The sequence below is a fragment of the Streptomyces sp. NPDC034099 genome, from assembly GCF_055575415.1.
The window spans coordinates 54,213-78,704 of the sequence record NZ_JBVISR010000009.1; the positions used below are offsets into that span (position 1 = coordinate 54,213).

Genomic DNA, 24,492 nt, shown 5'->3' on the forward strand with positions numbered 1-24,492 from the left:
GGTGGTGGGGGCGGATGGGGTCTACCGGCTCGTCGCCGGACCACCTCTCAACCCCCGTTCGGCCGCCGCCCGGCCAACGGGCACAAAAGAGGGGGGGGGGCGCGGAACGGACTCGAACCGTTCCGCGCCCCGCCCCTTCGCGTGCCGGCGCACACCACTCGCGTGTGGGCCTTCGCACACTCCCCCGTCGCAGGTCAACGCCAGGTTGACGGGTGTTCGCGGGCCGTGGTGGACTTCCGGGGCCATCTACGGCGGCAGGAGAGGAAGCCCGGTGCGAATCCGGCGCGGTCCCGCCACTGTGACCGGGGAACAGGAATCCCCGGGAGCCAGGAACTCTCACCGCCGGACTCTTCGAACCAGGGCGTGGACACCCTGAGTGAGGACATGACGCGATGCCCGGCTGCCGCCGCCCCCGCCCGACGCACAGCACCAGGTGCTTCCCCGACCGTGTGACCGGCTGAGCCCATGCGTGCCGGACGCGTCTTCGCGTACGGCGCCGCCGCCGGCCTCCTCGGCGACCTGCTCCTCGGCGACCCGCGCCGCGGACATCCGGTCGCCGCGTTCGGCCGTGCCGCGGGCGCCGTGGAACGGGTGCTGTGGCGGGACCACCGGGGCTGGGGCGCCCTGCACACCGCCGTGTGCGCCGGTGGCGCCGCCGCCCTCGGGCTGGCCGCCTCCCGTGCCGTACACCGCTCCCCCGCCGCCTCCGTCGCACTGACCGGCGCGGCCACCTGGGCCGTGGTCGGCGGCACCTCGCTGGCCCGCGAGGCCGCCGCCGTCGGCCGGGCCCTGGAGGCCGGGGACGTCGAGGCGGCCCGGGCGCGGCTGCCGCACCTGTGCGGGCGGGACCCGCAGGCGCTGGACGCCGACGGCGTCGCCAGGGCGGTCGTGGAGTCCGTCGCCGAGAACACCTCGGACGCGGTCGTGGGCGCCCTGGTGTGGGGCGCCGTGGCGGGTGTGCCGGGGCTGCTCGGCTTCCGGGCCGTCAACACGCTGGACGCCATGGTCGGCCACAAGTCGCCCAGGTACCGCCGCTACGGCTGGGCCTCGGCCCGCCTGGACGACCTCGTGGGCTGGCCGGGCGCCCGTCTGACCGCCGCCTTGACCACGGTGGCCGGTGTCGACCCGCGGGGCGCGGCGCGGGCCTGGCGCGCGGACGCCGCACGGCACCCGAGCCCCAACGCGGGGCCCGTGGAGGCCTCGTTCGCCGGTGCCCTGGGCGTGCGGCTCGGCGGGACGCTCTCCTACGGCGGGCGGGTCGAGCACCGGCCCGTCCTCAACGGCGCCGCGGGGCGCCCGGTACGGGCCGGTTCCGGCGACATCGACCGGGCGGTACGGCTGTCCCGGCGCGTGAGCTGGCTGGCGCTGGGCGTGTGCGCGGGCGCACGGCTGCTCGCGCGCGGCATCGTCAGGAAGGGACGTACGTCATGAACGGTGGTCTGCTCGTCGCCGGCACCACCTCCGACGCCGGCAAGAGCGTCGTCACCGCCGGGATCTGCCGCTGGCTGGTGCGGCAGGGCGTGAAGGTGGCGCCCTTCAAGGCGCAGAACATGTCACTGAACTCCTTCGTGACCCGCGAGGGCGCGGAGATCGGGCGGGCGCAGGCCATGCAGGCCCAGGCCTGCCGGGTGGAGCCGACCGCGCACATGAACCCGGTGCTGCTCAAGCCCGGCGGGGAGCGCAGCAGCCAGGTCGTGCTGCTCGGCAGGCCCGTCGGCGAGATGAGCGCCCGCGGCTACCACGGCGGCCGCCAGGAGCGACTGCTCGGCACGGTCCTCGACTCGCTCGCCGAACTCCGCGCCACCTACGACGCGGTGATCTGCGAGGGGGCGGGCAGCCCGGCCGAGATCAACCTGCGCCGCACCGACATCGTGAACATGGGGATCGCCCGGGGGGCCGGACTCCCGGTCCTCGTCGTCGGCGACATCGACCGCGGGGGCGTCTTCGCCTCCTTCTTCGGCACGGTGGCGCTGCTGGCCCCGGAGGACCAGGCGCTGGTCGCCGGGTTCCTGGTCAACAAGTTCCGGGGCGACGTGTCGCTGCTGGAGCCGGGCCTCGACATGCTGCACGGCCTCACCGGGCGGCGGACGTACGGTGTGCTGCCGTTCCGGCACGGGCTCGGCATCGACGAGGAGGACGGACTGCGGGTCTCGCTGCGCGGGACCGTGCGGGAGTCGGTGGTCGCGCCGCCCGTCGGGGAGGACGTGCTGCGGGTCGCCGTCTGCGCGGTGCCGCTGATGTCCAACTTCACGGACGTGGACGCGCTGGCCGCCGAACCGGGTGTCGTGGTGCGGTTCGTGGACCGGCCGGAGGAGCTGGCCGACGCGGACCTGGTGATCGTGCCGGGGACGCGGGGGACGGTGCGGGCGCTTCAGTGGCTGCGGGAGCGGGGGCTCGCGGACGCGATCGTCCGCAGGGTCGCCGAGCAGCGGCCCGTGCTCGGCGTCTGCGGCGGTTTCCAGCTCCTCGGGGAGCACATCGAGGACGAGGTCGAGTCCCGCGCCGGGCACGTGGACGGGCTCGGACTGCTGCCCGTGCGGGTGCGGTTCGCCCGCGAGAAGACCCTCACCCGGCCGGTGGGCGAGGCCCTCGGCGAGCGCGTCGAGGGGTACGAGATCCACCACGGGGTCGCCGACGTCGCAGGGGGCGATCCCTTCCTGGACGGCTGCCGGGTCGGCCAGACCTGGGGCACGCACTGGCACGGTTCGCTGGAGTCGGACGGCTTCCGGCGGGCGTTCCTGCGCGAGGTGGCCGCCGCCGCGGGCCGCCGCTTCGTGCCGGCCCCCGACACCTCGTTCGCCGCGCTGCGCGAGGAGCAGCTCGACCGGCTCGGCGACCTGATCGAACACCACGCGGACACGGACGCGCTGTGGCGGCTCATCGAGTCCGGCGCGCCGCAAGGACTGCCCTTCATTCCACCGGGAGCGCCCGCATGAGCACAGTGTTGTTGTTGTCGACCGCCGACACGGACCTGCTGGCGGCCCGCGCGTCGGACGCCGCCTACCGGATCGGCAACCCGACCCGGGTCGACGTCCGGGAGGAGCTGCCGGGCCTGGTCGAGGGCGCGGACCTCGCCGTCGTGCGCCTGCTCGGCGGCAAGCGCGCCTGGGAGGACGGGCTGGCCGCGCTGAAGGCCGCCGGCATCCCTACCGTCCTGCTCGGCGGCGAGAGCGTGCCGGACGCGGAGCTGATGGCCGAGTCGTCGGTCCCGGCCGGGGTGGTGGCGCAGGCGCTGCGCTACCTGGTCGAGGGCGGCCCGGACAACCTCACCCAGCTCGCCCGCTTCCTGTCGGACACGGTGCTGCTGACCGGCGAGGGCTTCGACGAGCCGGAGAAGATGCCGGAGTACGGCGTCCACGGCTCCCGGGACGTCGTGGCCGGCCGCCCGACGGTCGGCGTGCTCTTCTACCGCGCCCACCACCTGAGCGGCAACACCGCGTTCGTCGACACGCTGTGCGACGCGATCGAGGCGCGCGGCGCCAACGCCCTGCCCGTGTACTGCGGTTCGCTGCGCGGCGCGGACCCGGGGCTGTACGAGCTGCTGGGCCGGACCGACGCCCTGGTCGCCACCGTCCTCGCGGCGGGCGGCACGCACGCCTCGCAGGCCTCGGCGGGCGGCGACGAGGAGGCGTGGGACATCGGGGCCCTGGCCGACCTGAACGTGCCGGTGCTGCAAGGGCTCTGCCTCACCTCCTCCCGGGCCGCCTGGGAGGCCTCCGACGCCGCCCTCTCCCCGATGGACGCGGCGATGCAGGTCGCGATCCCGGAGTTCGACGGGCGCCTGGTCACCGTGCCGTTCTCCTTCAAGGAGCAGGGTCCCGACGAGGTGCCGGTGTACGTCGCCGACCCCGAGCGGGCCGGGCGGGTCGCCGGCATCGCCGTACGGCACGCGGCGCTCGGGCACAAGGCGAACGCCGACAAGAAGCTCGCGCTGGTCTTCACGGCGTACCCGACCAAGCACTCCCGCGTCGGCAACGCGGTCGGTCTCGACACCCCGGCGTCGGCGGTGCGGGTGCTGGACGCGCTCAGGGACGCGGGGTACGGGGTCGGCGAATACCCCTCCGAGGGCGACGAGCTGATCCACCGGCTGATCGCGGCCGGCGGCCACGACGTGGAGTGGCTGACCGAGGACCAGCTCGCCGCCGCGCCCGCGCGGGTACCGCTGGCCGACTACCGGGCCTGGTTCGAGAAGCTGGACCCGGAGCTGCGGGACGCGATGACCGAGGCGTGGGGCGAGCCGCCGGGGTCGCTGTACGTCGACGGGGACGACATCGTGCTGGCGTCGCTCCAGTTCGGGAACGTCGTGGTGATGATCCAGCCGCCGCGCGGCTTCGGGGAGAACCCGATCGCGATCTACCACGACCCGGACATGCCGCCGTCGCACCACTACATGGCCGCCTACCGGTGGCTGGAGCACAGTTTCGGCGCCGACGCGATCGTGCACATGGGCAAGCACGGCACGATGGAGTGGCTGCCGGGCAAGGGCCTCGGCCTGAGCGCGGGCTGCGCGCCGGACGCCGTACTCGGCGACCTGCCGCTGATCTACCCGTTCATCGTCAACGACCCCGGCGAGGGCACCCAGGCCAAGCGGCGCGGCCACGCCACGGTGGTCGACCACCTCGTCCCGCCCATGGCGCGTGCCGACACCTACGGCGACCTGGCCAAGCTGGAGCAGCTGCTCGACGAGTACGCGCTCGTCTCCGACCTGGACCCGACGAAGGCGCCGGCGGTCCGGGCGCAGATCTGGACGCTGGTCAAGGCGGCCGAGCTCCACCACGACCTGCACGTGGACGACCAGCCGGACGACGACGCCTTCGACGAGTTCGTCATGCACATCGACGGCTACCTGTGCGAGATCAAGGACGTGCAGATCCGCGACGGCCTGCACGTCTTGGGCGGCGGCCCGGTCGGCGAGCCGCGCGTCAACCTGGTCCTCGCGGTGCTGCGCGCCTCGCAGGTGTGGGGCGGGCAGGCGAACGCCCTGCCGGGCCTGAGGGCGTCCCTGGCCGAGCACTTCGGCCTGGTGGAGAAGGAGCTGCTGGCCGAGCCCGGTGCCCCGGTGAAGGTGCCGGTGGAGCTGACGGAGCTGGTGGACGGTCCGGCCCGGTCGGCGGCCGACGCGATCGACCTGCTCGAACAGCTGTGCCGGCGGGTCGCGGAGGGGATGGAGCTGCGGGCGTGGGACCCGGCGGCCGTACCGGGCCTGGTGCGCGACGTGCTGGGCACCGAGCTCCCCGACGCGGTCGCGGTGCTGGAGTTCGCCTGCACGGAGGTCGTGCCGCGCCTGGCCCGGACCACGGACGAGATCGGGCACATCCTGCGGGCCCTGGACGGCGGCTACGTGCCTGCCGGACCGTCGGGCTCCCCGACCCGCGGGCTGGTCAACGTCCTGCCGACCGGCCGGAACTTCTACTCCGTCGACCCGAAGGCGATCCCGTCCCGGCTGAGCTGGGAGGTCGGGCAGTCGCTAGCGGACTCGCTGATCCAGCGGTACCTGAACGACACGGGCGAGTACCCGAAGTCCGTCGGCCTCACCGTCTGGGGCACGTCCGCGATGCGCACCCAGGGTGACGACATCGCGGAGATCCTGGCCCTGCTGGGGTGCCGTCCGGTGTGGGACGACGCCTCGCGCCGGGTGACGGGCTTCGAGGTGGTGCCGGCCGAGGAGCTGGGCCGGCCCCGCATCGACGTCACGGTGCGCATCTCGGGCTTCTTCCGGGACGCGTTCCCGCACGTGGTGGGGCTGATCGACGACGCGGTGCGGGCGGTCGCGGAACTGGACGAGCCCGCCGGGTCCAACTTCGTGAAGGCGCACGCCGACGAGGACACCGCCGAGCACGGCGACCGGCGCCGGGCCACCTCCCGCATCTTCGGCTCCAAGCCGGGCGCGTACGGCGCGGGTCTGCTCCCGCTGATCGACGCCCGCAACTGGCGCTCCGACGCGGACCTCGCCGAGGTGTACGCGGTGTGGGGCGGCTACGCCTACGGGCGCGGGCTCGACGGGCGGGCGGCGCGCGGGGACATGGAGACGGCGTTCCGGCGGATCGCGGTGGCGGCGAAGAACGTGGACACGCGTGAGCACGACCTCGTGGACGCCGACGACTACTTCCAGTACCACGGCGGCATGGTCGCCATGGTGCGGCACCTCACGGGCGAATCCCCCGAGGCGTACGTCGGCGACTCCGCCACTCCCGACCAGGTGAGGACCCGGACGCTGGGCGAGGAGACGCACCGGGTCTTCCGGGCCCGGGTGGTCAACCCGCGGTGGATGGCGGCGATGCGGCGGCACGGTTACAAGGGCGCCTTCGAGATGGCGGCCACCGTGGACTACCTCTTCGGGTACGACGCCACGGCCGGGGTGGTGGACGACTGGATGTACGAGCGGCTCAGCGCCGAGTACGTCTTCGACCCGGAGAACCGGGACTTCATGAAGAAGTCCAACCCCTGGGCGCTGCGCGGCATCACGGAGCGGCTGCTGGAGGCCGCGGACCGGGGGCTGTGGGCGGAGCCGGACGCGGAGACGCTGGAGCGGCTGCGCGCCACTTATCTGGAGCTCGAAGGTGACTTGGAGGGTGACGACAAGTGAGTACCCCGTTCCCGTTCACGGCCGTCGTGGGCCAGGACGACCTGCGGCTCGCGTTGCTGCTGAACGCCGTCTCACCGGCGGTCGGCGGTGTGCTGGTCCGCGGCGAGAAGGGCACCGCGAAGTCCACGGCCGTGCGGGCGCTGTCGGCGCTGATGCCGGAGGTGGACGTCGTCTCCGGGTGCCGCTTCTCCTGTGACCCCGACTCCCCCGACCCGGGCTGCCCGGACGGCCCGCACGAGCCGGGCGCGTTCGCGTCGCGCCCTGCCCGGATGGTCGAGCTGCCGGTCGGCGCCTCCGAGGACCGGCTGGTGGGCGCCCTGGACATCGAGCGCGCGCTGGCGGAGGGCGTGAAGGCCTTCGAGCCGGGCCTGCTGGCCGACGCGCACCGCGGGATCCTCTACGTCGACGAGGTCAACCTGCTCCACGACCACCTCGTGGACCTGCTGCTGGACGCCGCCGCCATGGGCGCCTCGTACGTCGAACGCGAGGGCGTGTCGGTGCGGCATGCCGCGCGGTTCCTGCTCGTCGGGACCATGAACCCCGAAGAGGGCGAGCTGCGCCCGCAGTTGCTGGACCGGTTCGGCCTGACCGTCGAGGTCGCCGCCTCGCGCGAGCCCGACCAGCGCGTGGAGGTCGTACGGCGCCGGCTGGCCCACGACGACGACCCGGCCGGTTTCGCGGTGCGCTGGGCCGACGAGGAGGCCGCCGTACGGGCGCGGATCGTGGCGGCGCGGGAGCTGTTGCCGTCGGTGCGGCTGGGCGACGGGGCGCTGCGGCAGATCGCGGCGACATGCGCGGCCTTCGAGGTGGACGGCATGCGGGCCGACATCGTGATGGCGCGGACGGCGACCGCGCTGGCGGCCTGGGCCGGGCGGACGGAGGTGCTCGCGGAGGACGTGCGGCAGGCGGCGCTGCTCGCGCTCCCGCACCGGCGGCGGCGCAATCCGTTCGACGCGCCGGGGCTCGACGAGGACAAGCTGGACGAGACGCTGGAGGAGTTCGGCGGGCAGGACGGGGACGGGCCCGACGGGGACGACGATCCCGGTCCGGGCCCCGGCGGCGGTCCCGGTGGGCAGCCCGAGCCCGACGACGCGCCGCGGGGTGACGGCGACGCCGCCGCGCGTCCCGAGGCCGGGGAGGACGGGGAGCCGCAGCCGTCCGGCGGCGCCGGTGAGCAGTCCCCCGCGCGGGCCGCCGAGCCGTTCCGGACCAAGGTGCTGAGCGTGCCGGGGCTCGGCGAGGGTGCCGCCGGGCGGCGTTCGCGGGCGCGGGCCGAGCACGGGCGGACCATCGGGGCCCGGCGGCCCCGGGGGGCGCTGACCAAGCTGCACCTCGCGGCGACCGTGCAGGCCGCCGCACCGCACCAGCGGGCGCGGGGGCGCAGCGGGCCGGGGCTGGTGGTGCGCCGGGACGATCTGCGGCAGGCGACGCGCGAGGGGCGTGAGGGCAATCTCGTGCTGTTCGTCGTGGACGCCTCCGGGTCGATGGCCGCGCGGCAGCGGATGGGCGCCGTCAAGGGTGCCGTGCTGTCGCTGCTGCTGGACGCCTACCAGCGGCGGGACAAGGTGGGGCTGGTGACCTTCCGGGGTGCGGCCGCCGACGTGGCGCTGCCGCCGACCTCGTCGGTGGACGCGGCGGCGGTCCGCCTGGAGTCGCTGCCGACCGGGGGGCGTACGCCGCTCGCGGCCGGGCTGCTCAAGGCGCACGAGGTGCTGCGGGTGGAGCGGCTGCGGGATCCCGCGCGGCGGGCGCTGGTCGTGGTGGTGACGGACGGACGGGCGACCGGGGGCCCGGAGCCCGTCGCGCTGGCCGGGCGTGCCGCGCGGCTGTTCGCCGCCGAGGGCACCGCCTCGGTGGTCGTCGACTGCGAGTCGGGGCCGGTGCGGCTCGGGCTCGCCGGGCAGCTCGCGGGTGAGCTGGGCGGTACGGCGGTGACGCTGGACGAGCTGCGGGCGGACTCGATCGCCGGGCTCGTGAAGGACGTGCAGGGCAGCAGGAGGGCCGCGTAATGCCGCAGGGGAAGCCGAGTGTCGTACCGGACGACGGGCTGACGACCCGTCAGCGGCGCAACCGTCCGCTGGTCGTGGTGCACACGGGCGTCGGGAAGGGCAAGTCCACCGCCGCCTTCGGGCTGGCGCTGCGCGCCTGGAACCAGGGGTGGCCGATCGGGGTGTTCCAGTTCGTCAAGTCGGCCAAGTGGAAGGTCGGCGAGGAGAACGCCCTGCGGGTGCTGGGCGCCAGCGGCGAGGGCGGGTCGGTCGACTGGCACAAGATGGGCGAGGGCTGGTCCTGGGTCCAGCGCGACGCGCAGCTGGACAACGAGGAGAAGGCCCGGGAGGGCTGGGAGCAGGTCAAGCGGGACCTGGCCGCCGAGACGTACAAGCTGTACGTGCTGGACGAGTTCGCCTATCCGATGCACTGGGGGTGGGTCGACACCGACGAGGTGGTGTCCGTGCTGCGGGAGCGGCCGGGGACCCAGCACGTCGTGATCACCGGGCGGAACGCGCCCGACGCGCTGGTGGAGTGCGCCGACCTCGTCACCGACATGTCCAAGGTCAAGCATCCGATGGACACGGGGCAGAAGGGGCAGAGGGGCATCGAGTGGTGACCTCCTCCGACTCCGCCTCCCCCACCCGCTCCGCCGTTCCCCGGCTGGTCGTCGCCGCGCCCTCGTCCGGGAGCGGCAAGACCACCGTCGCCACCGGGCTGATGGCCGCGCTCGCCGGGCGCGGGCTCGCCGTGTCGCCGCACAAGGTCGGGCCGGACTACATCGACCCCGGCTACCACGCGCTCGCCACCGGACGGGTCGGGCGCAACCTCGACGCGTACCTGTGCGGGCCCGAGCTGGTCGGACCGCTGTTCCTGCACGGGGCGCGCGGCTGCGACATCGCCGTGGTCGAGGGCGTGATGGGGCTGTACGACGGGGCCGCCGGCGAGGGCGAGCTGGCGTCCACCGCGCAGGTCGCGAAGCTGCTGCGGGCGCCGGTGGTGCTGGTCGTGGACGCGTCGTCGCAGTCGCGGTCGGTGGCGGCGCTGGTGCACGGGTTCGTGAGCTGGGACCCGGAGGTGCGGATCGGCGGCGTGATCCTGAACAAGGTCGCGTCGGACCGGCACGAGGCGCTGCTGCGGGAGGCGGTGGACTCCGTCGGGGTGCCGGTGCTCGGGGTGTTGCGGCGGGCCGCGCCCGTGGAGACGCCTTCTCGGCATCTGGGGTTGGTTCCTGTCGCCGAGCGGCGTTCGCAGGCGGTGGAGGCGGTTGCGGCGATGGCGGCGCAGGTGGCCGACGGGTGTGATCTGGAGGCGTTGACCGGTCTGGCGCGGAGTGCGGGGGCGTTGGGTTGTGCGGCGTGGGACGCGGGCGAGGCCTTGGTCTCCTCGCCCCCGCCGACCCCTCCCGTCCCGTCCCCGGGGGCTGCGCCCCCGGATCCCCGCTTTCGGCCTGGCCGGCCTCGTCCTCAAGCGCCGGACGGGCTGAAGAAGCGCGTCGCCGTCGCCGGAGGGGCCGCCTTCACCTTCTCCTACGCCGAGCACACCGAGCTGCTCGCCGCCGCCGGGGCGGAGGTCGTCACGTTCGACCCGTTGCGGGACGAGGAGCTTCCCGAGGGGACCGCCGGGCTCGTCGTCGGGGGCGGGTTCCCCGAGGTGTACGCCGCCGAGCTGTCCGCCAACGAGGGGCTGCGGAAGTCCGTCGCCGAGCTGGCGCTCAGCGGTGCTCCCGTCGCCGCCGAGTGCGCGGGGCTGCTGTATCTGTGCCGGGAGCTGGACGGGTTGCCGATGTGCGGGGTGCTGGACGCCTCCGCCCGGATGTCGGAGCGGCTGACGCTGGGCTACCGGGACGCCGTGGCCGTGTCCGACAGCGCGCTGGCCGGGGCGGGGACGCGGCTGCGGGGGCACGAGTTCCACCGGACGGTCGTGGAGCCGGGGGCCGGGGCGGCGCCGGCTTGGGGGATGCGGGCGCCCGAGCGGCGCGTCGAGGGATTTGTGGAGCGCGGTGTGCACGCGAGCTATCTGCACACGCACTGGGCGGCCGAGCCCGGTGTCGCCCGTCGGTTCGTGGAGAGGTGCCGGACGTCATGAGCAGCAGGCTGATCGGTGTGGGGGTCGGGCCCGGGGACCCGGAGCTGGTGACCGTGAAGGGGGTCAACGCGCTCCGGGCCGCCGATGTCGTGGTCGTGCCCGTGATGGACTCCGGTGAACGCGGGCGCGCCGAGGCGACGGTCCTGCACTACGTGGGCGGCGAGAAGGTCGTACGGGTCGTGTTCGCGCTGAACGAGCGCACCGACCGGGCGCGGCGCGAGGCGGCCTGGGACGCGGCCGGGGAGCGGGTGGCCGGACTGCTGCGGGAGCACGCCGCCGTCGCCTTCGCGACCATCGGCGATCCCAACGTGTACTCGACCTTCACCTATCTCGCGCAGACCGTCGGCGCGCTGGTGCCGGGCACCGTCGTGGAGACCGTGCCCGGGATCACCGCCATGCAGGACCTCGCGGCGCGGTCGGGGGCCGTACTGACCGAGGGCACCGAGCCGTTGACGCTGGTGCCGGTCACCGCGGGGGCCGCCGTGCTCAAGGAGGCGCTGCACGGGCCCGGCACGGTCGTCGCCTACAAGTTCGGCCGGCAGGCGGCCGAGGTGGCCGAGGCGCTGCGGGAGAGCGGGCGGCTGGACGACGCCGTGTGGGGGTCGGCGCTCGGGCTGCCGGAGGAGTCCGTACGGCCCGCCGGCGAGCTGGACGGGGCGCCGTTGCCGTATCTGTCGACGCTCATCGCGCCCGCCCGGCGCGAGGGCGGGCGGGGCGGGAAGCTGTGAACGCCCGTGGTGCGCGGCGCTCACTCGGCGATGCCCACGACCAGCCAGATGAACGCCGCGCCCGCGACCGTGCACAGCAGGGTCGAGCGGGCGGGGTGCTCGTGGTGGGCCTCGGGGAGGATCTCGGCCGCGGCGAGGTACAGGAGCACGCCGCCGAAGAGGCCGAGATAGGCGCCGAGCGCGCCCTCCGGGATGGTGAACAGGAGGGTGGAGGCCGCGCCGACGACGGGGGCCAGCGCGTCGGCGACCAGCATGGCGACGGCCCGGCGGCGGGCGTTGCCGTACAGGCTGGTCAGTGTGTAGGTGTTGAAGCCGTCCGCGAAGTCGTGGGCGATCACCGCCATCGCGACCGCCGCGCCCATGCCGCCGCCGACCTGGAAGGCCGCGCCGATCGCCACACCGTCCATGGCGCTGTGACCGACCATCGCGGACGCGGCCGTCAGGCCCACCTCGGGCGAGCGGTGGCCGTGCTCGTCGGCGCCGTGCGCGGCGCGGCGGGCCGCCAGCAGGCGTTCCACCAGGTGCGCGAGCAGGAATCCGGCGACGAAGAGCAGCAGGGCGGCCGGCACGCCGAACACCTCGTCGCCCGCCGCCTCCAGGGCCTCCGGCAGCAGGTCGAGGCCGACCACGCCCAGCATGAGGCCGCCGGCCAGGCCCAGGACGAGGTGGCGCCGGTCGGTCACGCGCTGGGCCGTCCAGCCGCCGGCCAGCGTCATCAGGAACGCGCCGAGCGCGACGAAGACCGCCATGGGCCCTTGGTATCCGATCACGTCGCGTTCACGCGCGTACGACAGCAGCAACCGCAGTAAATATGCGCAGGACGCACAGGAGAGGACCGAAAACGATGGATTCCGAGGCCAAGGTGACCTTCGTCGGTGCCGGTCCCGGCGCCGCCGACCTGCTGACGTTCCGTGCGGCGCGCGCCATCGCCGAGGCGGACGTAGTGATCTGGGCGGCGAGCCTCGTCCAGGCGGAGGTGCTCCAGCACGCCCGGGAGGGCGCCGAGGTGCTGGACTCGGCGACGATGTCGCTGGAGGACGTCGTCGCCGTCTACCGGCGGGCGCGGCAGGAGGGGCTGCGGGTGGCCCGCATCCACTCCGGCGACCCGGCGCTGTGGGGCGGCACGCAGGAGCAGCTCGACCGGTGCGCGGAGATCGGCGTCGCGACCGAGGTGGTGCCCGGTGTCTCCGCGTTCTCCGCGGTCGCCGCGCTCGCGCGACGGGAGCTGACGATCCCGGAGGTCGCGCAGTCCGTGGTCCTCACCCGGCTCGGCGGGGGCAAGACGCCGATGCCGCCCGGGGAGGAGGTCCGCGAGTTCGCGAAGCACGGCACGACGATGGCGGTCTTCCTGTCGGCGGCCCGCAGCGGCCAGCTGGTTCGGGAGCTGCTGGAGGGCGGCTATCCGACCGAGACGCCGGTCGTCGTCGCCTACCAGGCCACCTGGCCCGAGGAGCTGGTCGTGCGGTGCACGATCGGGACACTGGAGGAGACGGTCAAGGAGCACAAGCTCTGGAAGCACACCCTGTTCCTGGTCGGCCCGGCCCTCGACGCGCACGGCACCCGCTCGCACCTCTACCACCCGGGGCACTTCCACGGCTATCGCAAGGCCGACCCGGAGGCGCGCCGGGAACTGCGTTCGCGGGGTGCGAGCACGTGATCACCGTGGTCGGAATGGGAGCCTCCTCCGGTGCGGCTCCCGCCGGGGACGTCGCCGCGGGTGCGGAGCTGGTCGTCGGGGGGCGGCGGCACCTGGACTCCGTACGGCTGCCGGAGGGGGCCCGGACGGTCGTCCTCGGGGCGCTGGCGCCCGCCCTGGACACGGTCGCGGAGTACGTCGCCGAGGAGCGGCCGGTGACCGTGCTGGCCTCCGGTGATCCGGGGTTCTTCGGGATCGTGCGGGCGCTGGCCGAGCGGTTCGGTCCGAAGCGGCTGGACGTGCGGCCCGGGATCTCCTCGGTCGCCGCGGCCTTCGCGCGGGCCGGGCTGCCGTGGGACGACGCCGTGGTGGCGAGCGCGCACGGGCGGGACCTGCGGACGGCGGTGCAGCTGTGCCGGGCGCACCCGAAGGTCGCCGTGCTGACGGGGCCCGGGGCCGGTCCGGCGGAGCTGGGGGCCGCGCTGGGGTCCGACGGGCGGGTGTTCGTCGTCGCCTCCGCGCTGGGCTCTGCCGGGGAGCGCGTGGAGCGGGTGACGCCCGCCGAGGCCGCCGCCCGGGACTGGGGGACGGCGGTCAGCGTGGTGCTGTGCCTGGACGAGGCGCGGGCGCTGGGGCCGGCGCGGGCGGTCGCGGGGCCGCGGCCGGGGCCCGCCGGATGGGCGCTGGACGAGGCGGAGTTCGCCCACCGCGACTCGATGATCACCAAGTTCGAGGTGCGGGCGCTGGCGCTGGCCCGCCTCGGGCCGCGCCCCGGCGACCTGGTGTGGGACGTCGGCGCGGGCTCCGGGTCCGTGGCCGTGGAGTGCGCGCGGCTGGGCGCCGCCGTCACCGCCGTCGAGAAGACGACGGACGGTGTCGGGCGGGTCCGCGCCAACGCCGCCGCGCACGGTGTGGACGTGCGGGTGGTGCACGGGGCGGCGCCCGGGGTGCTGGCCAGCCTGGACGAGGACCCGGACGCGGTGTTCGTGGGCGGTGGCGGGCGCGAACTGCCCGCGATCGTCGCCGAGTGCGCGCGTCGGGCCCGGCGCGCCGTGGTCGTCGCGATGGCCGCGCTGGACCGGGTGCCCGCGGCCCGTCGGGCGCTGCTCGACGCCGGTCTCGACTGCGACGGGGTGCTGCTGCAGTCCTCGCGGCTCGCGCCGCTGCCGGGGGATGTGACCCGGCTCGCGGCCACCAATCCCGTCTTCCTGCTGTGGGGCGTCAGGCCGCACAGCCGTACCGAAGGAGTTGCCCCTTGATCGGGCTCATTTCCGCCACGGCGGCGGGAGCGGCGGCGCGGGACCGGCTGGCCGCGGCGTGGCCGGAGCGCACGCGCGTGTACGAGGGTCCCGTCGCGGACGCCGTACGGTCCGCGTTCGCCGAGTGCGAGCGGCTGGTGTGCTTCCTGGCCACGGGGGCCGTGGTCCGGCTGGTGGCGCCGCTGCTGGACGACAAGCGGACCGACCCGGGTGTGGTGTGTGTCGACGAGGGCGGGCGGTTCGCCGTGTCGCTGGTCGGCGGGCACGGGGGCGGTGCGAACGAACTGGCCCGCGCGGTCGGCGAGGTGCTGGGCGCGGAGCCGGTGGTGACGACGGCGACCGACGCGGTCGGGCTGGCCGGTCTGGACACGCTCGGGCTGCCCGTCGAGGGCGATGTCGCCGGGGTGTCGCGGGCGCTGCTGGACGGCGAGCCGGTGGCGCTGCGCGCGGAGGTGGCCTGGCCGCTGCCGCCGCTCCCGGTCGCGGCCGACGGGGCGTACACGGTCCGGGTGACGGACCGTGCGGTGGAGCCGTCCGAGCGCGAGGCCGTCCTGCGTCCGCCGTCCCTGGTCGTCGGCGTCGGCGCGTCCAGGGGGGCGCCGGTGGACGAGGTGCTCGCCCTGGTGGAGGCCGCGCTGCGCGAGGCGGGGCTGTCGGCGGCGTCGGTGGCCGAGCTGGCCACCGTGGACGCCAAGGCGGAGGAGCCCGGGATCGTCGGGACCGCCGGGCGGCTGGGCGTGCCCCTGGTGACGTACCCGGCCGACGCGTTGGCGGGCGTCGAGGTGCCCAACCCCTCCGACGCCCCGCTCGCGGCCGTGGGCACCCCGTCGGTCGCGGAGGCGGCGGCGCTGGTGCGCGGGGGCGAACTCCTCGTGCCCAAGCGGAAGTCGGCGGCGGTGCCCGCGATGGCGACCTGTGCGGTGGTACGGCGGCCGGGGCGCGGGCGGCTCGCGGTGGTCGGGCTCGGGCCCGGCGCCCGGGACCTGGTGACGCCGCGGGCGCGGGCGGAGCTGCGGCGGGCGTCGGTGCTGGTCGGGCTCGACCAGTACGTCGACCAGGTCCGCGATCTGCTGCGGCCCGGCACGCGGGTGCTGGAGTCGGGGCTCGGCGCGGAGGAGGAGCGGGCCCGCACCGCGGTCGAGGAGGCGCGGCGCGGGCACGCCGTCGCGCTGATCGGCAGCGGGGACGCCGGGGTGTACGCCATGGCCTCGCCCGCGCTGGCCGAGGCGAGCGACGACATCGACGTGGTCGGGGTGCCGGGCGTGACGGCGGCGCTGGCGGCCGGGGCGATCCTGGGCGCGCCGCTCGGCCACGACCACGTGTCCATCAGCCTGTCCGACCTGCACACGCCGTGGGAGGTCATCGAGCGCCGGGTGCGCGCGGCGGCCGAGGCGGACCTCGTCGTGACGTTCTACAACCCGCGCAGCCGGGGCCGCGACTGGCAGCTGCCCAAGGCGCTGGCGATCCTCGCGGAGCACCGGGAGCCGGCGACTCCGGTGGGCGTCGTGCGCAACGCGTCGCGGGCCGACGAGTCGAGCCGCCTGTCCACGCTCGCCGCGCTCGACCCGGCGACCGTCGACATGATGACCGTCGTGACGGTGGGCAACACCGCGACCCGGGAGATCGCCGGGCGCATGGTGACGCCGCGCGGCTACCGCTGGCAGGAGGATCCGGCCACCCGCCGCTCCCCTGCCGATTCCTCCCGGGCCTCCGAGTCCGGGACGTCCGAGTCCGAGACACCCGAGGAGAACCTGTGACGACCCCGCCCGCCCTGCTCATCTCCGGACACGGCACCCGGGACGAGGCCGGAGCCGAGGCGTTCCGCGACTTCGTGCGCGAGCTGGGCCGACGCCACCCCGAGCTGCCCGTCGCGGGCGGCTTCATCGAGCTGTCCCCGCCGCCGCTGGGCGATGCGGTGACGGAGCTGGTGGAGCGCGGGGTGCGCCGGTTCGCGGCCGTGCCGCTGATGCTGGTGTCCGCCGGCCACGCCAAGGGCGACATTCCGGCGGCGCTGTCGCGCGAGAAGGAGCGCCACCCCGGCATCTCCTACACCTACGGGCGCCCGTTGGGCCCGCACCCCGCGCTGCTGCGGGTGCTGGAGCGGCGCCTCGCGGAGGCGGTCGACCCGTCCTGGGACCCGTCCGAGGTGACCGTGCTGCTGGTCGGCCGCGGCTCGACGGACCCGGACGCCAACGCCGAGGTGTTCAAGGCGGCGCGGCTGCTGTGGGAGGGGCGCGGTTACGCGGCCGTGGAGACGGCGTTCGTGTCGCTGGCGGCGCCGGACGTGCCGGGCGGCCTGGACCGGTGCGTGCGGCTGGGGGCGCGGCGGGTCGTCGTGCTGCCGTACTTCCTGTTCACCGGCATCCTCCCGGACCGGGTCCGGCACCAGACCGAGGAGTGGGCCGCCGCGCACCCGGAGACCGAGGTGCGGTCGGCGGACGTGATCGGTCCGGAGCCCGAGCTGCTGGATCTGGTGTGGGAGCGGTACGAGGAGGCCGTCGAGGGCGATCTGCGGATGAACTGCGACAGCTGCGTGTACCGGATCGCGCTGCCGGGGTTCGAGGACAAGGTGGGGCTGCCGCAGCAGCCGCACTTCCACCCCGACGACGACGGCGACCACCACGGGCACCATCACGGGCATGGACACGCGCACTCCCATGCACACTGAGGCCCAGGGGCCCGATCTGCGCCATCACGGGGACGCCGAGGTGCGCGACGAGGGTTCGGCGCTGGTGGACCTCGCGGTGAACGTCCGCGCGGACACTCCCCCGGCCTGGCTGCGTGAGCACGTCGCCGCCTCGCTCGGCTCGCTCGCCGCCTACCCGGACGGACGGGCCGCGCGGGCGGCGGTGGCGGCGCGGCACGGGCTGCCGGTGGAGCGGGTGCTGCTGACGGCCGGGGCGGCGGAGGCGTTCGTGCTGCTGGCGCGGGCGCTGAAGGTGCGCCGGCCGGTCGTGGTGCACCCGCAGTTCACCGAGCCCGAGGCGGCGCTGCGGGACGCGGGGCACACGGTCGGCCGGGTGCTGCTGGGGGCGGCGGACGGCTTCCGCCTCGACCCCGCCGACGTCCCCGAGGACGCCGACCTGGTGGTGGTCGGCAACCCGACGAACCCCACCTCGGTGCTGCACCCGGCGGGCGTGCTCGCGTCGCTGGCCCGGCCCGGGCGGACGCTGGTCGTGGACGAGGCGTTCATGGACGCGGTGCCGGGCGAACGGGAGGCGCTGGCCGGGCGCCGGGACGTACCCGGGCTCGTCGTCCTGCGCAGCCTCACCAAGACGTGGGGGCTGGCGGGGCTGCGCATCGGGTACGTGCTGGCCGACCCGGAGACGATCACCGAACTGGAGCGCGCCCAGCCCCTGTGGCCGGTGTCCACGCCCGCGCTGGCGGCGGCCGAGGTGTGCGTGGCGCCGCGGGCACTGGCGGAGGCCGCCCACGCCGCCCACCGCGTCGCCGCCGACCGGGACCGTCTCGTCGCCGGGCTGGCGGAATTCGCCGGTGCCGGGGTGCGGGTCGTCGGTCCTGCCGAGGGTCCCTTCGTCCTGGTCGGCATCCCGGACGCGACCGCCGTACGGCACCGGTTGCGCGGCCTGGGGTACGCGGTCCGGCGCGGGGACACCTTTCCGGGGCTGGGCGAGGGGTGGCTGCGCCTGGCGGTACGGGACCGGATGACGACGGACGGCTTCCTGCACGCCCTGGAGCGCGCACTGGCGACACCGAAACCATCCTGAGCCCCGCCCCCTCCAACCGGCCCCGCACCGCCGTCCCCACCTGCCCGGTCCCCTCGCCGTCAGCCCCGCCCGGCCGGGCCCCTCGCCGTCAGCCCCACCTGCCCGGTCCCCTCGCCGTCAGCCCCGCCCGGCCGGGCCCCTCGCCGTCAGCCGTGCCTGCGCCTGGCCAGGAGCAGTGCGCCGCCGCCTGCCAGGACCAGGGCCGCCGCGCCGGCCGCGATGTACGGGGTCGCGGAGCCGCCGCCGGTCTCGGCCAGGTCCGCCTCGGTGCGGGCGCCCTGGGGCTTCACGTCCGCGGCGGGGCCGGCGTCCTGCTCGGCCGGGGGTTCCTCGGCCTTCGCCGGGGGCTGCTCGGCCTCGTGCGTCGGGGCGGACGGGGACTCGCAGGTCGCCTTGGCCAGGGTGACGGTGCCGTCGACCTCGGCGACGTTCAGGTCGAGGGGGTTGACGGAAACCCTGAGTTCGAGCGCGGTGGCGGCGGCCGTGCGGGAGGTGGTCTCCTCCTTCGAGAGGTCGAGCCGGACCTCGCCGACGCCGGGCACCTTCACGTCCGTCGTCCCGCCGGTGGTGAGCGTGACCTTCTTGCCGAGGACGGTCACCGGACCCAGCAGGTTGGCGTCGGCGACCGGCTTCTTCCCGGCCTCGCAGGTCGCCGTGGAGGTGACCTCCTGGACCTCGATCACCGACAGCAGCGGCAGGCCGGGGACGTGCAGCCGGGCGCGGGCCAGCGTGGTGGAGCCCTCGCTCTTCCCGGCGTTCGCGGTCGCCTTCGCCTCGGCGACGTCGGCGCGCAGGACGCTGAAGGGCTTGCCGCCGTCGACGCCGTCCAGCCGGGCGGTGAGCGCGGTCTTCTCGGCGTCCCCGGGGGCCTGCACCTCGTTGAGGGTGACCGCGAGCGGGACGTTCACGGTCTTGTTGAGCAGGGAGACGTCGAGCCCGGTGCGCAGCACGGTGGCGCTCGCGCGGCCGTGGTCGCCGGTCGCGTGGGCGGATCCCGCGCCGGCCAGGGTCGCGGGGCCCGCGGCCAGGGCGGTGGCCGCCGCGACGGTGGCGAGACGGCGTGCGGGCATGCGGAAGGTGTTGCCGTTCAAGGTGGTGGGACCCCCAGTGAGACATGCGTGCGGGGCACGCATGAGCGACATGCTTGGGACCCGGACAGAATGTCCCCGCATCCACCGAACCGTCAGCGAACTCAGGGCACTTCACCCCTTCGTGGGGTTTTGGCGAACCCTTTCGAATCCTCCCCGCGCCTTCTCGCACGGGTGTTCCCCGGCGTCACTCCCGTCGGCTAACCGACGACCCGCCCGTTGAGCACCACCCGGCGCGGAGCGGTGAGCACGCGCACGTCCGCGCGCGGGTCCTGCTCGTACACCACCAGGTCCGCCGGTGCGCCCTCCTCCAGGCCCGGACGCCCGAGCCAGCGCCGGGCGGCCCAGGTCGTCGCGGCGAGGGCCTCGACGGGCGGGATGCCCGCGGTGACCAGCTCCGCGACCTCGGCCCCGGCCAGCCCGTGGGCGAGGGCACCGCCCGCGTCGGTGCCCACGAAGACCGGAATCCCGGCGTCGTAGGCGTTGCGCACGGTGTCGTAGCGGCGCTCGTGGAGCCGGCGCATATGGGCCGACCAGCGCGGGAAGCGGGTCTCGCCGCCGTCGGCCAGCGCGGGGAAGGTGGCGATGTTGACGAGGGTGGGCACGATGGCGACGCCCCGCTCGGCGAAGAGGGGGATCGTGTCGTCCGTGAGCCCCGTGGCGTGCTCGACGCAGTCGATGCCGGCCTCGACCAGGTCGCGCAGGGAGTCCTCGGCGAAGCAGTGCGCGGTGACGCGGGCGCCCAGGCGGTGCGCCTGAGCGATGGCCGCCTCGACGGCGCCGCGCGGCCAGCAGGCCGACAGGTCGCCGAGGTCGCGGTCGATCCAGTCGCCGACCAGTTTCACCCAGCCGTCGCCGCGCCGGGCCTCCTGGGCGACGTACGCGACGAGGTCCTCGGGCTCGACCTCCCAGGCGTAGTTGCGGATGTAGCGGCGGGTGCGGGCGATGTGCCGGCCCGCCCGGATGATCTTCGGGAGGTCCTCGCGGTCGTCGATCCAGCGGGTGTCGGAGGGCGAGCCGGCGTCGCGGATGAGGAGGGTGCCCGCCTCGCGGTCGGTCAGCGCCTGCTTCTCGGCGACGTCCGCGGGGACCGCCCCGTGCTGGTCCAGGCCGACGTGGCAGTGCGCGTCGACCAGGCCGGGCAGCGCCCAGCCCTCGACGGTGCGGACGTCGGCCGCGCCGGCGGGGCGGTCGTACGAGATACGGCCGTCGATCACCCACACCTCGTCCCGGACCTCCTCCGGTCCGACGAGCACCCGACCCTTCACGTGCAGCACCGCGCGATCGCTCATGCCCCGCACCCTAGACGGTGCCCGCACGCCCGTCCGGGGCCGGTCACCGGCGCCCGCCGCGCGCTGCCGCGCGGGTGCGCAGCTCGGTCGCGTACCCGGCCCCGACGGCGCTCGCGACGGCCGTCAGGGCCAGGACGGCGGTGGCCGGATTGACGTAGCCGGGGACGTCGTCGCTGGTGTACTCGCCGCCGCCGGTGGTCTCGCAGACGAAACCCAGGGGCAGGAAGGAGACCGACTGGTCGATGACGCGGGCGGCGCGCTCCTCGTAGCCCGGCATGCGGCAGGGCGGCGCCGGTGCGGAGCCCGCGCCGCCGCCGGACTCCATGACGGCGCCGGTCACGTGGAGCAGCCCCCAGGCGTACGCCGCGACGGCGGCCGCACCGGCGAACGCGGCGAGGGCGTGCAGCACCGGTCCGGCACCGGACCCCCGGGCGCGGCGGGCGGCGAGGACGCTCGCGCCGTGGCCGGTCAGCCCGAAGGCCGACACCACGGCGACCACGACGACCAGCAGGAGGACGAGGAACACGGGGCCAGTCCATCAGGCCGGCGACTGCTTCGGCTGTGACGGAAGCCACGATTCCGGGCGTGGGGGTGTCGCAACGGAAACCCTCCGGCGCGAGTGCCGGCGGACGCCATGGTTACTCTCGACTCCGTACGCCGCGTACCCGCGCCGCACACCCGCCGTTACCGAAGAGAGCACCGCCGTGACCCATCCCTTCCTGGACCTCCCCCCGCTGAGCGCCGGACGTTTCGCCGCGATCGAGGACCGGGTCGCGCGCCTGCTCGGCACCGGGCAGGACGTGGTGGTCATGCAGGGCGAGGCGCTGCTGCCGCTGGAGGGCGCGATCCGCGCCGCCGCGGGCCCCGGCACCGTCGCGTTGAACATCATCACGGGGCCGTACGGGCAGACCTTCGGGAACTGGCTGCGGGACTGCGGCGCGACCGTGCACGACCTCGCCGTGCCGTTCCACACCGCCGTCTCCGCCGAGCAGGTCCGCCGGGCCCTCGCCGAGCACCCGGAGACCGACTTCGTGTCCCTCGTGCACGCCGAGGCGGCTACCGGCAACACCAACCCGGTCGCGGAGATCGGCGAGGTGGTGCGGGCGCACGGCGCCCTGTTCTACCTGGACGCGGTGGCCTCCGTGGGCGCCGAGCCGGTGCTGCCGGACGCGTGGGGCGTGGACCTGTGCGTGATCGGCGCGCAGAAGGCGATGGGCGGCCCGGCCGGGGTCTCGGCGGTGTCGGTGAGCGAGCGGGCCTGGGCGCGGATGGCGGCGAACCCGAACGCTCCGCGGCGGTCGTACCTGTCGCTGCTGGACTGGAAGGAGCGCTGGATCGACGGCGGGCGCAAGGCGCTGCTGCACGCGCCGGCGCAGTTGGAGATGCTCGCGCTGGAGGCCTGCGTCGAGCGCATCGAGGCGGAGGGCCCCGAGACGGTGATGGCGCGGCACGCGTCCGCCGCGGCGGCCACCCGGGCCGGCGCGCTCGCGCTGGGCGGCCTGGAGCCGTACGTGTACGAGGCGGCGGACGCGGCGCCGGTCGCCACGACGCTGCGGACGCCGTCGGACGTCGACGCGTCCGCGCTGGTGGCCCGTGCCCTGGAGTCCGACCCGGCGCTGCCGCTGGCCGCGGGCGGCGGCGCGCTGGCCGGCGGGATGATCCGGGTCAACCACTACGGTCCGGACGCGACGCGCGGGGCCGTGCAGGGCTGCCTGGCGGCACTGGGTGCCGCGCTGGCCGAGCGGGGCGTGAAGGCCGACCCGGAGGCCGCCCGGCGGGCCGCCGAGGAGGCATGGGGGCTGCCGAACGGACCCGGCCTTTCACAGGGATGAATTAGAGGGAATTCCCGATGCTCACACCAGCAGAATTAAGGAATTCCACTCAGCGCAGCTTCCCGTATTCTTCTGCCCGCTTTCCTCGGACCTAAACACAAAGATTTCACGACAGCCGACCTTCGCATTTCGGACACGTCTCGCACGGGTTACGTGATTGTGACCCGATCCACAAGCTGCCCGTTATGCGGCTTAAGTTCCCGGCAAATCGCCACATAACGCCGCCATCTCGCGCGGAGGCACGCGCACGCGTGATAACACACGGAGCGCCCATTCGTAACCCCATCCGGCGATGCAATTTCGAATTTCGCTGGGTAAATTCAATTTGCATGACTGCCGCGCAAGCAGACCTGCAAATCGATCGTCCGAGAGTGGCCGACGGTGCCGCCCTGTGGCGGATAGCGAGGGATTCCAAGGTCCTCGACCTCAACTCCTCCTACAGCTATCTGCTCTGGTGCCGGGACTTCGCCGCGACGTCGGCCGTCGCCCGCGACGAGCGCGGTGAGCCGGTCGGCTTCGTCACCGGCTACGTGCGACCGGACCGCCCGGACACCCTGCTCGTGTGGCAGGTGGCGGTGGACGCGGCGTACCGCGGGCGCCGGCTCGCCGCCTCCCTGCTCGACGGGCTGGCCGAGCGGACCGTCGCGGAACGCGGGCTGACCACCCTGGAGACCACCATCTCCCCCGACAACACCGCGTCCCAGCGGCTGTTCACCTCGTTCGCCGAGCGCCGCGGCGCCCGGCTGGAGCGCGAGGTGCTGTTCGACACGGACGTGTTCCCCGACGGACCGCACGAGCCCGAAGTGCTGTACCGCATAGGCCCCCTGTCCACCACCGGCTGACCGACCGGCAGTCCGGACGGCCCGGCACCCCGTGCCAGTCCGGCCCCCAGACTTCCCGGCGGACCGCACCGGTCCCCCGGAGCCGTACGACCTTCCTCTCCCACCCTCACCCCACGAGGAGCGATTCGTCGTGACCATCACCCAGCCCGACCTCAGCGTCTTCGAGACCGTCGAGTCCGAGGTGCGCAGCTACTGCCGCGGCTGGCCCACCATCTTCGACCGTGCGGTCGGCAGCCGCATGTACGACGAGGACGGCCACGAGTACCTCGACTTCTTCGCCGGAGCGGGCTCGCTCAACTACGGGCACAACAACGCGGTCCTGAAACGCGCGCTGATCGACTACCTGGAGCGGGACGGCGTCACGCACGGGCTCGACATGTCGACGACCGCCAAGCGCCGCTTCCTGGAGGCGTTCCAGAACACCATCCTGCGGCCCCGCGACCTGCCGTACAAGGTCATGTTCCCGGGCCCGACGGGCACCAACGCCGTCGAGTCCGCGCTCAAGCTGGCACGCAAGGTGAAGGGGCGCGAGTCGATCGTGTCGTTCACCAACGCCTTCCACGGCATGTCGCTGGGCTCCCTCGCGGTGACCGGCAACGCCTTCAAGCGGGCCGGCGCGGGCATCCCGCTGGTGCACGGCACGCCCATGCCGTTCGACAACTACTTCGACGGGACCGTCGAGGACTTCATCTGGTTCGAGCGGCTCCTCGAGGACCAGGGCTCCGGCCTGAACAAGCCGGCCGCCGTGATCGTCGAGACCGTGCAGGGCGAGGGCGGCATCAACGTCGCCCGGGCCGAGTGGCTGCGTGCCCTGGCCGACCTGTGCGCGCGCCAGGACATGCTGCTCATCGTCGACGACATCCAGATGGGCTGCGGCCGTACCGGCGCCTTCTTCTCCTTCGAGGAGGCGGGCATCACGCCGGACATCGTCACCGTCTCCAAGTCGATCAGCGGCTACGGCCTGCCGATGGCGCTGACCCTGTTCAAGCCCGAGCTGGACGTCTGGGAGCCGGGCGAGCACAACGGCACCTTCCGCGGCAACAACCCGGCCTTCGTCACGGCGACCGCCACGCTGGAGGCGTACTGGGCCGACGGGTCGGCGATGGAGAAGCAGACCCGCACCCGGGGTGAGCAGGTCGAGCAGCACATGATCGCCATCACCGAGGAGAACCTGGCCGACATCAAGGAGTACCGGGGCCGCGGTCTGGTCTGGGGTCTGGAGTTCCACGACAAGGACCGCGCGGGCCGGGTCGCCAAGCGCGCCTTCGAGCTGGGGCTGCTCATCGAGACGTCCGGCCCCGAGAGCGAGGTCGTCAAGCTGCTGCCGGCCCTCACCATCACGCCCGACGAGCTGGACGAGGGCATGAAGACCCTGGCCAGGGCCGTGCGCGAGACCGCCTGACCGTCCGGCCGACCGACGGCGG

The 24,492-nt window shown here is 74.6% G+C and carries 19 protein-coding genes and 1 riboswitch; of the genes, 15 read left to right on the forward strand and 4 right to left on the reverse strand.

Annotated features, from left to right (window positions below; translation table 11 throughout):
• The first annotated feature begins 212 nt into the window (after positions 1 to 212).
• Positions 213 to 355, forward strand: a riboswitch (cobalamin riboswitch).
• Positions 356 to 465: 110 nt separating this feature from the next.
• Genes ACZ56V_RS24835 through cobI form a run of 7 tightly spaced genes read left to right on the forward strand, consistent with a single transcriptional unit; the run spans position 466 to position 11,391 of the window.
• Positions 466 to 1,431, forward strand: coding sequence for a cobalamin biosynthesis protein (locus ACZ56V_RS24835; RefSeq protein WP_468945310.1), 966 nt, complete (start codon positions 466 to 468; stop codon positions 1,429 to 1,431).
• Positions 1,428 to 2,936 (forward strand): cobyric acid synthase, encoded by a 1,509-nt coding sequence (locus tag ACZ56V_RS24840; RefSeq protein WP_467383881.1) that lies wholly within the window; start codon positions 1,428 to 1,430, stop codon positions 2,934 to 2,936. Before ACZ56V_RS24835 ends, ACZ56V_RS24840 begins: the two co-directional genes overlap by 4 nt.
• Positions 2,933 to 6,586 (forward strand): cobaltochelatase subunit CobN, encoded by a 3,654-nt coding sequence (gene cobN / locus ACZ56V_RS24845; protein WP_467383882.1) that lies wholly within the window; start codon positions 2,933 to 2,935, stop codon positions 6,584 to 6,586. The genes ACZ56V_RS24840 and cobN overlap by 4 nt, the downstream gene beginning before the upstream one ends.
• Entirely contained in the window at positions 6,583 to 8,595 is a 2,013-nt protein-coding gene (locus tag ACZ56V_RS24850; protein ID WP_467383883.1) for a putative cobaltochelatase, read from the forward strand. The genes cobN and ACZ56V_RS24850 overlap by 4 nt, the downstream gene beginning before the upstream one ends.
• Positions 8,595 to 9,194: a cob(I)yrinic acid a,c-diamide adenosyltransferase gene (gene cobO, locus ACZ56V_RS24855; protein ID WP_467383885.1), complete on the forward strand. Its 600-nt coding sequence runs from the start codon at positions 8,595 to 8,597 to the stop codon at positions 9,192 to 9,194. Before ACZ56V_RS24850 ends, cobO begins: the two co-directional genes overlap by 1 nt.
• Positions 9,191 to 10,663 (forward strand): cobyrinate a,c-diamide synthase, encoded by a 1,473-nt coding sequence (locus ACZ56V_RS24860; protein WP_468945315.1) that lies wholly within the window; start codon positions 9,191 to 9,193, stop codon positions 10,661 to 10,663. The genes cobO and ACZ56V_RS24860 overlap by 4 nt, the downstream gene beginning before the upstream one ends.
• Positions 10,660 to 11,391: a precorrin-2 C(20)-methyltransferase gene (gene cobI / locus ACZ56V_RS24865; RefSeq protein WP_467383889.1), complete on the forward strand. Its 732-nt coding sequence runs from the start codon at positions 10,660 to 10,662 to the stop codon at positions 11,389 to 11,391. The genes ACZ56V_RS24860 and cobI overlap by 4 nt, the downstream gene beginning before the upstream one ends.
• 20 nt (positions 11,392 to 11,411) lie before the next feature.
• On the opposite strand, the gene ACZ56V_RS24870 is transcribed toward cobI, so the two are convergent.
• Positions 11,412 to 12,140 carry a ZIP family metal transporter gene (locus ACZ56V_RS24870; RefSeq protein ID WP_398912491.1) on the reverse strand — a complete coding sequence of 243 codons (729 nt, stop codon included), beginning with the start codon at positions 12,138 to 12,140 and terminating at the stop codon, positions 11,412 to 11,414.
• A gap of 95 nt (positions 12,141 to 12,235) precedes the next feature.
• Here ACZ56V_RS24870 and cobM point away from each other — a divergent pair, with 95 nt between their 5' ends.
• Genes cobM through cobC form a run of 5 tightly spaced genes read left to right on the forward strand, consistent with a single transcriptional unit; the run spans position 12,236 to position 18,014 of the window.
• A complete protein-coding gene (gene cobM / locus ACZ56V_RS24875) occupies positions 12,236 to 13,048 on the forward strand; it encodes a precorrin-4 C(11)-methyltransferase (RefSeq protein WP_468945319.1) in 813 nt (270 codons plus the stop codon).
• Positions 13,045 to 14,286: a precorrin-6y C5,15-methyltransferase (decarboxylating) subunit CbiE gene (gene cbiE, locus ACZ56V_RS24880; RefSeq protein ID WP_468945322.1), complete on the forward strand. Its 1,242-nt coding sequence runs from the start codon at positions 13,045 to 13,047 to the stop codon at positions 14,284 to 14,286. Before cobM ends, cbiE begins: the two co-directional genes overlap by 4 nt.
• A complete protein-coding gene (gene cobJ, locus ACZ56V_RS24885) occupies positions 14,283 to 16,043 on the forward strand; it encodes a precorrin-3B C(17)-methyltransferase (protein ID WP_468945324.1) in 1,761 nt (586 codons plus the stop codon). Before cbiE ends, cobJ begins: the two co-directional genes overlap by 4 nt.
• Positions 16,040 to 16,954, forward strand: coding sequence for a sirohydrochlorin chelatase (locus tag ACZ56V_RS24890; RefSeq protein WP_468945327.1), 915 nt, complete (start codon positions 16,040 to 16,042; stop codon positions 16,952 to 16,954). The genes cobJ and ACZ56V_RS24890 overlap by 4 nt, the downstream gene beginning before the upstream one ends.
• Positions 16,926 to 18,014, forward strand: a complete 1,089-nt coding sequence (cobC, locus tag ACZ56V_RS24895; RefSeq protein ID WP_468945330.1) for an Rv2231c family pyridoxal phosphate-dependent protein CobC — start codon at positions 16,926 to 16,928, stop codon at positions 18,012 to 18,014. The genes ACZ56V_RS24890 and cobC overlap by 29 nt, the downstream gene beginning before the upstream one ends.
• A gap of 146 nt (positions 18,015 to 18,160) precedes the next feature.
• On the opposite strand, the gene ACZ56V_RS24900 is transcribed toward cobC, so the two are convergent.
• The 3 genes from ACZ56V_RS24900 to ACZ56V_RS24910 all read right to left on the reverse strand — a co-directional run bounded on the left by ACZ56V_RS24900 (position 18,161) and on the right by ACZ56V_RS24910 (position 20,920).
• Positions 18,161 to 19,105, reverse strand: a complete 945-nt coding sequence (locus ACZ56V_RS24900) for an SCO1860 family LAETG-anchored protein (protein ID WP_398912498.1) — start codon at positions 19,103 to 19,105, stop codon at positions 18,161 to 18,163.
• Positions 19,106 to 19,302: 197 nt separating this feature from the next.
• On the reverse strand, positions 19,303 to 20,394 hold the full coding sequence (locus ACZ56V_RS24905; protein WP_398912499.1) for an amidohydrolase family protein: 1,092 nt from the start codon (positions 20,392 to 20,394) through the stop codon (positions 19,303 to 19,305).
• Between the two features lie 43 nt (positions 20,395 to 20,437).
• Complete coding sequence (locus ACZ56V_RS24910) at positions 20,438 to 20,920, reverse strand: hypothetical protein (RefSeq protein ID WP_398912500.1); 483 nt, start codon at positions 20,918 to 20,920, stop codon at positions 20,438 to 20,440.
• Positions 20,921 to 21,098: 178 nt separating this feature from the next.
• Between ACZ56V_RS24910 and ACZ56V_RS24915 the strand changes: the two genes are divergently transcribed.
• The 3 genes from ACZ56V_RS24915 (at position 21,099) to ectB (ending at position 24,470) form a co-directional block, all read left to right on the forward strand.
• A complete protein-coding gene (locus tag ACZ56V_RS24915) occupies positions 21,099 to 22,226 on the forward strand; it encodes a pyridoxal-phosphate-dependent aminotransferase family protein (RefSeq protein WP_468945335.1) in 1,128 nt (375 codons plus the stop codon).
• Positions 22,227 to 22,555: 329 nt separating this feature from the next.
• Positions 22,556 to 23,068 (forward strand): diaminobutyrate acetyltransferase, encoded by a 513-nt coding sequence (ectA, locus tag ACZ56V_RS24920; RefSeq protein ID WP_356367254.1) that lies wholly within the window; start codon positions 22,556 to 22,558, stop codon positions 23,066 to 23,068.
• 130 nt (positions 23,069 to 23,198) lie between these two features.
• The gene (gene ectB, locus ACZ56V_RS24925; RefSeq protein WP_468945338.1) at positions 23,199 to 24,470 is read left to right on the forward strand and encodes a diaminobutyrate--2-oxoglutarate transaminase; all 1,272 of its coding nucleotides are present in this window, start codon (positions 23,199 to 23,201) and stop codon (positions 24,468 to 24,470) included.
• Positions 24,471 to 24,492: the final 22 nt, after the last annotated feature.